The sequence below is a fragment of the Mesorhizobium sp. M1E.F.Ca.ET.063.01.1.1 genome (assembly GCF_003998155.1).
Lineage (GTDB): Bacteria > Pseudomonadota > Alphaproteobacteria > Rhizobiales > Rhizobiaceae > Mesorhizobium.
The window spans coordinates 1-10,047 of record NZ_RZSC01000156.1 but is presented as its reverse complement, the minus strand read 5'-3'; the positions used below and the strand labels follow the sequence as shown (position 1 = coordinate 10,047).

Sequence of the window (10,047 nt, the reverse complement as noted above, 5' to 3'; positions counted from 1 at the left end):
GCTTCACGCATGTAAACCAGTTCGGCCTCCGATTTGACGAGTCTCGCCCAATTGACGAGTTCGCGACTGTCGACAATCTGGGCAGATGGAAGACCGTGGACGATATGCCTATGCGCTCGTGCCGTGTAGTAGAGGGCATCAAGCTCAACGCCAATTCGGGCCCCCTCCCAGCCGCGAGCCTTTATCAAGTCGCAAAGCTCGTCAAAAGGGTGGTCTTCAGGCTGGTGAACCAGCCGTTCGGAAAAGGAAATGATGTTGTCCGGCGTGAGGTCCGTAGTGATCGCCGCCGACTTCGCGTCCTGCGCCCGGCCAAACCATATTGGTTGCTCTTGATCAAGGTGCACGAGTAGGGCCTGCGGCGTGTAGAAGGACCAGCCGTCGAACCCCGTGAGCCAGCCCATGTTGGCAGGATCCTGGCAGATGAGCAGGTCGAGTCCCGCACGCTCCATGCGGCTCTTGACCTCCTTGATCCGCCTCTGAAACTCAGCGGGCGCGAATGGCTTTTCGAATGACATAAAACGTTCCTCTGATCAGTATTGTGATTAGGTGGTGGCTGTGTCGCCCGTCACATGCCAGGACCTATGGCCGACCAGATCGTCTTGGTCTGTTGATATTGCTGCATGGCTTCGAGTCCCTTATCCCGGGCAGCCGAACCCGACAGCTTGTAGCCTCCGAATGGCGTTGTCACATCTCCCTCTGAAAAACAGTTTATTGAAACCGTTCCGCAGGGGATGCGACGAGCCAGCGCATAGCCTTTCGTGAAGTCTGCGGTGAATATCGAGGCATGCAGTCCGTATTTGGTGTCCCGCGCAATGCGCAACGCATCTTCAGGGCCTTTCGTCGCGATAACGCCCAAGACCGGACCGAAAATTTCCTCCCGTGCGATCGTCATGTCGGGTGTTACATCGGTGAAAAGGACCGGGGGAATGTAAAAACCTTTGGCCGGCACGTCCGCACCCTCCACGGCTGTCGCTCCTTCGTCCCGGCCGATCTTAATAAAGTTCCGAACCCGGTCCCTATGGCTTGCCGTGATCATCGGCCCCACTTCCGTCGACGGGTCAAGCGGATTGCCAATCTTGATAGAACGGATCTTACCCAGGAGTTTCTCGATGAACTCGTCCTTTTTGGAGACATCAACGAGTTGGCGCATATTTGCCGAACAGTTCTGGCCGGCGTTCCAATAAGCCGCCAACGCGGCATGGTTGATGAGATCCTCCGTGATCTCCGCGTCTCCCAAAACGATCAAGGGACTCTTGCCACCCATTTCCAGTGCCACACGCTTCAGATTGCTGTCGGACGCATACCTGAGGAACAGCGCCCCCACCTCCGATGAGCCCGTAAAGGATACTGCATCGACGTCGCTATGGAGACCGAGAGCTTTACCGGCGATTTCGCCCGTTCCGGGGACAACGTTAAACACTCCATCCGGCAGTCCCGCCTCAAGAGCTAGTTCAGCGAGCCTAATGGACGTCAGAGGCGATTGTTCAGCTGGTTTTAAAACAATCGAGCAACCCGCCGCTAACGCCGGCGCTACCTTCCATGCCGTTATGAGAAGCGGGAAATTCCAAGGAAGCACCAGCCCGACAACGCCAATCGGCTCTTCGGTGATTAACGCGAGGACGTCGTTCTCTGTCGGGGCCACCTTGCCATAACTCTTGTCGAGCAGTTCGGCATACCATTGAAAAAACTTTGGGACCTCATTGCCAATTTCGTTAAGACAATCTGTAATCGGCTTGCCGGTATCCAACGACTCGAGGATGGCGAGTTGCTCGGAATTCTCGCGGATAAGCCCCGCCAGCGTTACAAGGACATTCTTGCGCTTTGTAACCCCTACCCTGCTCCAGACTCCGCCTTCAAACGACTTGCGGGCTGCTTTAACGGCTAAATCCACATCACCTGCATCGCAGCTGGTAACTTCACCAATCGTCAGAGTGGAGGCCGGATTTAAAGTCTCGAATGACGCACCGGATTGGGCGTGGACCAGCCTGCCGTCGATTACCGCCTTGGCCGGAATACTGAGCCCTTGGGCCAAATTTTCATAATACGCTGTCGTATGTGACATTCGCTCCCCGCATAGTGTAGCCGTCTGAATTGGTTTGGATCAGCAGGCGGTCGCAGTACAGGTTCGGCTAAAGCCACCGAAAGTCCGCCCGTTCGGGTGGGGATTCTCCGAAAATACATATCGAAATTGTCGTGTATCCAGAATGTTTGAACACCGGCTGTTTGCAACTCTGCGGGAGAAAGCGTGTCGCGTTCGGAAACAGACAACATATGTGGAAATGGTGACAGGATGGATTTTCGCAGCGACAATGTCTCGAGCGTCTCTCCGGAGATCCTCAATGACCTTGTGACGGCCAACCAGGGCACGAGTACCTCCTACGCCGAGGACGACCTGACGCGTGCCGTTACCCGAAAGTTACAAGATGTTTTCGAGCATCCCGTTCGTTTCTTTCCTGTCCTCACAGGCACCGCCTCCAATGCGCTTGCGCTATCAATCCTGACACCTCCATACGGGGGCATCTTTTGCTCGGATGAAGCTCACATTTATTATGATGAGTGTGCAGCCCCGGAATTCTTCACCGGGGGCGCCAAGCTAATTGGCTTGCCTAGCCTCAACGGTCGCATATCCGCAGCTGGGGCCGAAAAGGCTATCGCAAAGGGAATCTCCAGCGGAATTCACCACGCCAAACCCTCAACGGTCAGCATCACACAAGCGACCGAGCTTGGTACTGTATACAGCCCTGACGAAGTTCGTGCGATCGCATCGATAGCCCAGCAATTCGGTATGCATTTGCACATGGATGGCGCCCGCTTTGCCAACGCCGTTGCTTCCCTGAACGTCTCGCCTGCCGACCTGACGTGGAGAGCCGGCGTCGATGTTTTGTGCCTCGGCGCTACAAAGAATGGCGCACTGTCTGCTGAAGGCGTAGTTATATTCAACAAGGACATTGGGGACGACCTGGGCTACAGGGTCAAACGCTCGGGTCATCTTGCTTCCAAGTCCCGTTTTATATCATCCCAGTGGCTTGCCTACCTTACGGACAATCTCTGGCTTAAGAATGCAACTTGGGCGAATGCCATGGCACAACGGCTCTCAGCCGGGGTTGCGGCACTTCCAATGGCCAAAATCGTGTTTCCGACCGAGGCGAATGAAGTCTTCGTTTCAGTGGGTGACGAGATTTTGGAGGGCCTTAAACGTCGAGGGGTTAGGTTCAGCGAATGGCCGGCCGACGAGGGTACCGTCCTGCGCTTCGTCACATCATTCAATACGCCTCAAGCTGACGTCGATGCCTGCGTGGCGGCGTTTGTCGCTACCGGTTGCGTCCCTGTATGAACCCGGGGGCAGTCTGGGAGATCGGCATGCCAGAAAATTCTTCTGCAAGTACCGCCATCGTCGGCTAAAAACTCTGCGAGCCGCACCAGAAACGAAAATATGACGGCGTGGCAAGCAGGGATAATTCGTCGAACAGGATATAAACCTGTTTCAGAAATCAAGGGGAAAAACAATGGGTATGAAATCCATTCTTAAGGTAGGTGTCTCGGTTGTCGCTTTGGTTCTTGTCGCGACTGGTGCGGGCGCAGCAGATCTCCTGGAGAAGGCCAAGGCAGAGGGCCTGAGCTACGCCATTATCAGCATCAAGCCTTTCTATTACAACGACGATGAAGGCCGCCTCACAGGCTCCGATGTCGAGAACCTGCGAGCTGCCTTGGCAGGCATGGGTATTGATAAGTTCAATCCCACAGTAACAGAGTGGTCATCGATCGTTCCGGGCGTAAAATCGGGCCGTTTTGACATCGGGGCCGGAATGTATATCACCCCCGAACGTTGCAGGGAGGTCGCATTCACAATGCCCTACGCGGTCATTATTCCTGCACTCGTTGTCAAAAAAGGCAATCCAGACCACATTACAAGCTGGGAAGATTTTGCGAAGAGGCCCGAATTGAAAGCTGGCGTTTACGCCGGTGGTGCCGAGGTGGGTTACATGGTCAAGGCCGGTGTCGCCAACGATAATATTGTCCAGCTTCCCGACCAGAATTCGCTTGTTCAGGCGCTGCTCAACGGCCAGATACAGGCGTTCAACGTGGGTATTGGTCAAGCCGATGAAATTGTGGCGCAAGTCACAGAACTCGAGGTCGCCAAAGAATTCAAAGCCCCGGAATGGTCCTATTCCTATAACGGTTGGCCTTTTGCCAAGGAAAATGTGGCTTTCGTTGCCAAGCTGAACGAGCAAATCAGGAAGCGCGTTGAGTCCGGGGAGGCCGAGGCGATCAACGAGAAATTCGGGGTCAAGGGCGCCGACCTCAGGCCGTTCCTCAACAACCCTCATATCAACGATATCTGTTCACGATAAACCTGATTGACAGGGTGAGAGGACAGTCGATTGCGGATCTCAAGCGAACTGTTTTGGGCAACAGTGTCCACCATCGAACTTTCGATGCTCTGCATTGTCCTCTCTTCACTAATCTCCCTGGTGGCTGGTTTGGCGCTTATGTCGCCAAACCGCTATCTGAGAGGGCTGGTTCGGACCTATGTCGAGGTGATCCGGGGGACTTCGCTCGTGGTCCAGTTGTTCTGGCTCTATTTCGTCCTGCCAGAATTAGGAATTGTGCTTAGCGGCTTCACCGTCGGTGTTATGGGCCTTTCCATGAATGGCGGTGCGTATGGTGCGGACGTCTTGAGGGCAGCTTTTGAAGCTGTGCCAAGGGGCCAGAGTGAGGCGGCCTACGCGCTGTGCATGCCGCGGCGTACTGCAATCCTCACAATATTGACACCGCAGGCGCTGGTGAGGTTGATCCCCCCTTGGTCGAACGCCATGATTGATATCTTGAAAGGCACGTCCATCTTCTCGATGATCGGCATCTACGAGTTGACGTTCGCCAGCACACAGCTTAACGCAACATATTTTCAGCCTTTCAAGATCTTCCTAGTCGTCGCCGCAATCTATCTAGTTCTATCCCAGATTATTGCTCGTTCAATGTTTGCCCTGGAACGCGCAACCCGCCGACGACTGGGGTTAAAATAATGGAAGAATTCTTTTCTCCAGCGTTTGCCGTTTCGATCCTCCCAAGGCTGCTCTTAGCCGCAGGTGTAACAGTCAAGCTTACCCTCCTAAGTTACGCGATTGCGCTCATCGTGGCTCTGCCTTTGTCACTAGCTCGGATCAGCAAACGGGAAGCACTTTCAATCGCTGCCGGCAGTACAATTGAGTTTATCCGTGGCACGCCGATGCTGATACAGCTTTTCCTGATTTTCTTTGGGTTGCCAAAGCTTGGCGTAACGTTGCAGCCGGTGACAGCCGGTGTACTGGCTCTGAGCATCCACTACGGCTGCTATATAGCTGAGGTGTACCGCGGCGGACTGCAGGCCGTTAATCCGACCCAAAGCGAGGCTGCATGGTCCTTGAGCTTATCGCCTATCGACACGCTCAAAAGTGTGCTGATCCCCCAGGCCATCCCGCCGATGATACCGGCGTTGGGCACATACCTCATTGGCATGTTTAAGGATGCCGCGCTCCTCGCGAGTATCTCGGTGTTCGAACTTCTCACCACAGCAAAACTGATCGGGACCGAGAGTTTTCGCTATACGGAGCCGATGACGATCGCCGGCCTGCTTTTTCTTGGCATGTCTCTAGCTGCCGCGGGATTGACGCGACTTCTCGAACGAATTTGGATAATTCGATGAATCCCCACGTTGTCATCCCTGCGCAGTTCGGAACAATGGCGATGCATGAGACACCGGCCTGTGAATTCATAAATGTAGGAAAACAATTTGGTACGGTTAAAGTGCTGCGTGACGTCAATCTGGAGGTCAAGCCGGCAGAGAAGTTGGCCCTGATCGGCCCCTCTGGTTCCGGGAAGTCGACGCTGCTGCGTACTCTGATGACGCTGGAAACCATCGACGCAGGAGAGATCAAGGTGAACGGGGAAACCCTTACCCTTGGATCGTGGCCTCCCGAGCAACAACGATCCGACAGCCCCGCAGCCCGCGCGCGACGCAGGCGGATCGGTATGGTATTCCAACAGTTCAATTTGTTCCCCCATATGACCGCTGCCGAAAATGTTGCAGTCGCTCCGAGAAAGGTGCTCGGCCTTCCACGAAAGGAAGCCCTAGACCGTGCTCAAAAGTACCTTGCTATGGTTGGCATGGCCTCCAAGGCAAACGAGTTGCCTTCCCGACTATCCGGCGGTCAGCAGCAGCGGGTAGCGATCGCACGGTCTTTAGCGATGGAGCCGGAGATCATGCTTTTTGATGAGGTTACATCGGCGTTGGACCCCGAATTGGTCGGCGAGGTCCTTAGTGTATTACGCAAGCTGGGCGAGGAAAGCAGCCTCACCATGCTCCTGGTCACTCACCAAATGGAATTCGCGCGCAGTTTCGCTGACCGGGTCGCCTTCCTTTGGCAGGGCCAGATTCACGAAGTGGCCGACGCCAAATCGATATTCGACAACCCTACACAAGAACGAACCAGGCAATTCCTGCGTGCGGTCCTGGAGGCCCGTTAAACCGCCACAGCCACCGTCACCAGACAATCCTCACTCATTCAAGCGGCTAACCTTAGCGTGCTTGGGGCATATCCGAAATGCTCCCGGAAGGAGCGCGAAAAGTGAGATGCGTTTTCGAATCCGGTCTCGATTGCGATCTCGAGCATGGGTGCACGCGTCTCAACAACGAGCCTTTTCGCACGTTCGAGGCGTACCTTGCGGTAAACCAGGGCGGGCGAAGATTTCAGCTCGGCCTGAAAAAGACGCTCCAGTTGGCGTCTCGACAAACCAACTTCCGCAGCCAATTGCGAAATGGGCACGGCGTCCTCTGTATAGCTCTCCATGAAAATGAGGGCCGCTTTGATCCGCTGATCGCTACCGCCGTAGAGCGGCGATCTACTTGCCTGCACGTGAGAGGAAGGCCTGGCTTTGTCGATCTGCAAAAAGTTCAGAGCATTCCGTTCCGCTCTAGCGTTGATGTGGCGTCGGACAATTGCTGCTGCTAAATCGGCTACACTGCTTCCACCCGCGCATGAGCCAATCCGCCGGTCCAAATGGAATAGCCGATCAGGACGCGCCTGCTGATGCGGGAACCGGCGCTGGAATTCTGCAAAATGCAGCCAGCTCACGCAGGTACGGTGAGCACGCAAGAGGCCGGCTTCTGCCAATATGAACGTTCCCGTGCAGATGCCGATCAGAGCGACCCGTGCTTCGTTCGCCTGCTTGAGATAGTCGAAAGTTGCGGCGTCAACTGGCTCCATCACTTTTAGCAATCCGCCAACGACAACGATGTAACTGAAAGAGGTAGGGTCTGTGAGCCTTGATGTGGGCGTTACTTCAACGCCGCAGCTTGAGACGATCGGATTTCTGACATTCGCCAATACTTCCCAATCGGCATAGGCTCGACCGGATTTGTCGAGGGAGTCACTTGCGAGGCGCAGTGTATCCACGAACAACGCGAAAGCCGACAGAGTGAAAGACCGGGATAGGATAAAACCTACCCTCAATTTTGAATCTCGCATTACAATTGATCCCTAGCGGCATTTCTCAACTGTGACTCAGGAGATCCAAACAATAGCGGATTGCAAGCTCAGTTGTCGGAATGAGCACATCGTCTGAGACGGCGAATGTCGGCGTGTGCAGCCCGGTTTGCTTGTTCGCTTCACGGCTTCCAAACCAGAAATAGAGAGATGGGACCTCTTCTGAATAGTACCCAAAATCGTCGCTGCCCTCTGCCGGCAAGCCGGGATGAAGGCTATCCGGCCCATAATTTTCTAGGACGATGGCTTGAAAGCGCTTTGCCATGTCAGGATCGTTCACGGCTGGCGGCTCTCCCCGGGTAATCGTGCAGGTTGCCGAGGCCCTGTGCAGCGAGGCGACCCCCTCGGCAATTTCACTCACGCGCTGGGACAATATTTGGCGCAGTTCGGGACGTTTTGTGCGAATTGTGCCGTCCATGACCACTGAAGAACAAATGATGTTGGCCGCCTCCCCTCCCCTGATCGTTCCGATGGTCACGACAGACCCGTCTTCGGCTGAGACCTCCCGGGATACGAGCTTCTGCACTTCATTGATAAACGCCGCTGCGACCGCGATCGCGTCCACTCCGCGATAGGGCATAGCGCCATGGCTACTTTTTCCGACAATTCTAACGGTAAACTGGTCGGCCGACTTTGTGGCTGCACCGGGCTGAGCAGCATACGTTCCAGAGGAAAGATCCGGCGTCACATGGAAGCCTACCGCATGGTCAATACCATCAAGCAGGTGGTCCCGCTTGATTGATCTCCCTCCGACAGGCTCGGCCTCTTCGGCCGGATGAAAGAAAACCCTCACGCGCCCAGCGAAATTGTCACGGAGTCTGTGGAACGCCAAGGCCGTCCCCAGAGCTATAGATCCGTGAAGGTCATGTCCACATGCATGCATCACGCCAGGAATTTCCGAATGAAATGGCAAGTCGTCGCGCTCTTCCTGGATTGGGAGCGCATCAATGTCGCCCCGAACGGCGATGGTCTTACCCTTCCCGGGCGCCCGGCCGACAATGTCAATATAAATGCCGGTATTGTGAAAAGTCCGGGCGCCGCTTATCCCGAAGCGATTGAGGACCGACAGGATCAGCCGCTGCGTTTCCGTTTCGCGATTCGACAGTTCCGGGCGACGGTGCATGGCATGGCGAACGTCAATAACTGCTTCGCTTTCCGCTTTTGAAAGTATCTGATTTTCGCGCATGGTGATCCCGTTCATGACCTCAGGTCATGAGCTTATCAGGCGCCGATCTTCAATTTGCCGCGAGTCTCAGCCAGATCAGAGCTTTTTTTTCGAATACGGCCCCCGCCTGCGAATAATTTTCGGCGTGGCACTGTGCGGACCTATCGGCGCGCGTCAAGATCTTGGGTAAGGTCGTCAATCGGGTACTCACCGAACCGTTTGACGTTCTTGGTGACGATATAAGTCGTGACCTTGTCGATTCCGACGTTCAGATCAATGAGATAATTCATCACGTCCTGGTAGTGTTCGATGTCGCGGAAAATGAACTTTACCACGTAGTCAATCTGGCCGTTCACCCCGTGGCACTCGATAGCCTCGCGACATTTTGTAATCGCATTCTCGAACTGAAGGACGCTTGCCGTCGTGTGGTCTTTCAAAGTGAATTCCACAACCATCAATATCGATTTGAAAAGGCGGTCTATGTCGATGTCAGCGAGATAGCGGCGAACGATTCCGGCACGCTCCAAGCGCCGCAGCCTTTCAAAACACGGGCTTACCGACAACCCCACCAACTCCGAAAGTTTGGCTTTCGTGATCCTGCCATTCTTCTGAATGGCCTGAAGAATTTTAATGTCAATCTTATCTAGCTTCATAGAGGCGGCCCGCTGCCGGTTCTGCAAAGCATGTTCTATACCAGATGTCTATCGAACGCGCGGAATACGCTTGTGCCGCGTTCCTGGTGTAGAGCAACCGGACGAGCCGGCCGGAGAACCTTCGCAGGGCTCGCCAAGGCGCCGGCGGGCGCGAACCTTGCCACGGATCGGCCAGCCATCCGCCGCGCAGCGGTGCGCAGCACCCCGCCGGCAAGTGCGCCAATGGAATCGGGATAGCCGCCCGGCGTTCGCGGCGGCAATTTGCCAATCCACGACAGCAGCGTCTCCACATCCCGGGCCTGGCCCGGCGAGGCGGCGAAGCGGGTCGGATCGGCGGCTGGGAGCTTGTCAATGATGGTGAGCCGGGTCTCGGCCGTCGTGCCATGGCGGGCGTAGACGCGGCCGTCGATTGCGGCCGTGAACACGACGGTAGCCTTCTCCTGCAGGCGTATGAAAGCCGATCGCCATTTTGAGTTGTCCGGGGAAAGGTCGGCGCCGGTGATCGCGACCAGCCGCCCGCCGGGCTGAAGGCGGGCTAGCGCGGACGTCAGATGTCGCCATCCGGCGTCGGCGACACGGCCGTCGACGAAGGCGCCGACGGTGAACGGCGGGTTCATCAACACCACGGATGGCTTGACCCCGGCGTCGAGATGGTCGTCGATGTGAGCCGCGTCATGACGGTAGCGCGCAGCGCCCGGAAACAGCA

The 10,047-nt window shown here is 55.6% G+C and carries 10 protein-coding genes and 1 pseudogene; 5 read left to right on the top strand and 6 right to left on the bottom strand.

Annotation, left to right across the window (positions count from 1 at the left end):
- Positions 1-515, bottom strand: a 515-nt coding sequence (locus EOA29_RS13930; RefSeq protein WP_189478893.1) for an aminopeptidase P family N-terminal domain-containing protein, incomplete at its 3' end; no start/stop codon positions are given.
- A gap of 50 nt (positions 516-565) precedes the next feature.
- The gene (locus tag EOA29_RS13925; protein WP_127221030.1) at positions 566-2,062 is read right to left on the bottom strand and encodes an aldehyde dehydrogenase; all 1,497 of its coding nucleotides are present in this window, start codon (positions 2,060-2,062) and stop codon (positions 566-568) included.
- 228 nt (positions 2,063-2,290) lie between these two features.
- Here EOA29_RS13925 and EOA29_RS13920 point away from each other — a divergent pair, with 228 nt between their 5' ends.
- From EOA29_RS13920 to EOA29_RS13900, 5 genes are all read left to right on the top strand, one after another.
- A complete protein-coding gene (locus EOA29_RS13920; protein ID WP_127221029.1) occupies positions 2,291-3,334 on the top strand; it encodes a low specificity L-threonine aldolase in 1,044 nt (347 codons plus the stop codon).
- A gap of 172 nt (positions 3,335-3,506) precedes the next feature.
- Positions 3,507-4,352 (top strand): transporter substrate-binding domain-containing protein, encoded by an 846-nt coding sequence (locus tag EOA29_RS13915; protein WP_127221028.1) that lies wholly within the window; start codon positions 3,507-3,509, stop codon positions 4,350-4,352.
- A gap of 30 nt (positions 4,353-4,382) precedes the next feature.
- Positions 4,383-5,024: an amino acid ABC transporter permease gene (locus tag EOA29_RS13910; protein WP_281061073.1), complete on the top strand. Its 642-nt coding sequence runs from the start codon at positions 4,383-4,385 to the stop codon at positions 5,022-5,024.
- On the top strand, positions 5,024-5,683 hold the full coding sequence (ehuD, locus tag EOA29_RS13905; RefSeq protein ID WP_127221026.1) for an ectoine/hydroxyectoine ABC transporter permease subunit EhuD: 660 nt from the start codon (positions 5,024-5,026) through the stop codon (positions 5,681-5,683). Before EOA29_RS13910 ends, ehuD begins: the two co-directional genes overlap by 1 nt.
- Positions 5,684-5,724: 41 nt before the next feature.
- Entirely contained in the window at positions 5,725-6,504 is a 780-nt protein-coding gene (locus EOA29_RS13900; protein ID WP_210213144.1) for an amino acid ABC transporter ATP-binding protein, read from the top strand.
- A gap of 38 nt (positions 6,505-6,542) precedes the next feature.
- On the opposite strand, the gene EOA29_RS13895 is transcribed toward EOA29_RS13900, so the two are convergent.
- From EOA29_RS13895 to EOA29_RS13880, 4 genes and pseudogenes are all read right to left on the bottom strand, one after another.
- Positions 6,543-7,433: a GlxA family transcriptional regulator gene (locus tag EOA29_RS13895; protein ID WP_348628880.1), complete on the bottom strand. Its 891-nt coding sequence runs from the start codon at positions 7,431-7,433 to the stop codon at positions 6,543-6,545.
- Positions 7,434-7,530: 97 nt separating this feature from the next.
- Positions 7,531-8,724: a M20 family metallopeptidase gene (locus EOA29_RS13890; protein ID WP_127221023.1), complete on the bottom strand. Its 1,194-nt coding sequence runs from the start codon at positions 8,722-8,724 to the stop codon at positions 7,531-7,533.
- A 125-nt stretch (positions 8,725-8,849) separates the two neighbouring features.
- On the bottom strand, positions 8,850-9,368 hold the full coding sequence (locus tag EOA29_RS13885; protein ID WP_127221022.1) for an Lrp/AsnC family transcriptional regulator: 519 nt from the start codon (positions 9,366-9,368) through the stop codon (positions 8,850-8,852).
- A 95-nt stretch (positions 9,369-9,463) separates the two neighbouring features.
- Positions 9,464-10,047, bottom strand: a pseudogene (locus EOA29_RS13880) (methylase); the annotation flags it as partial.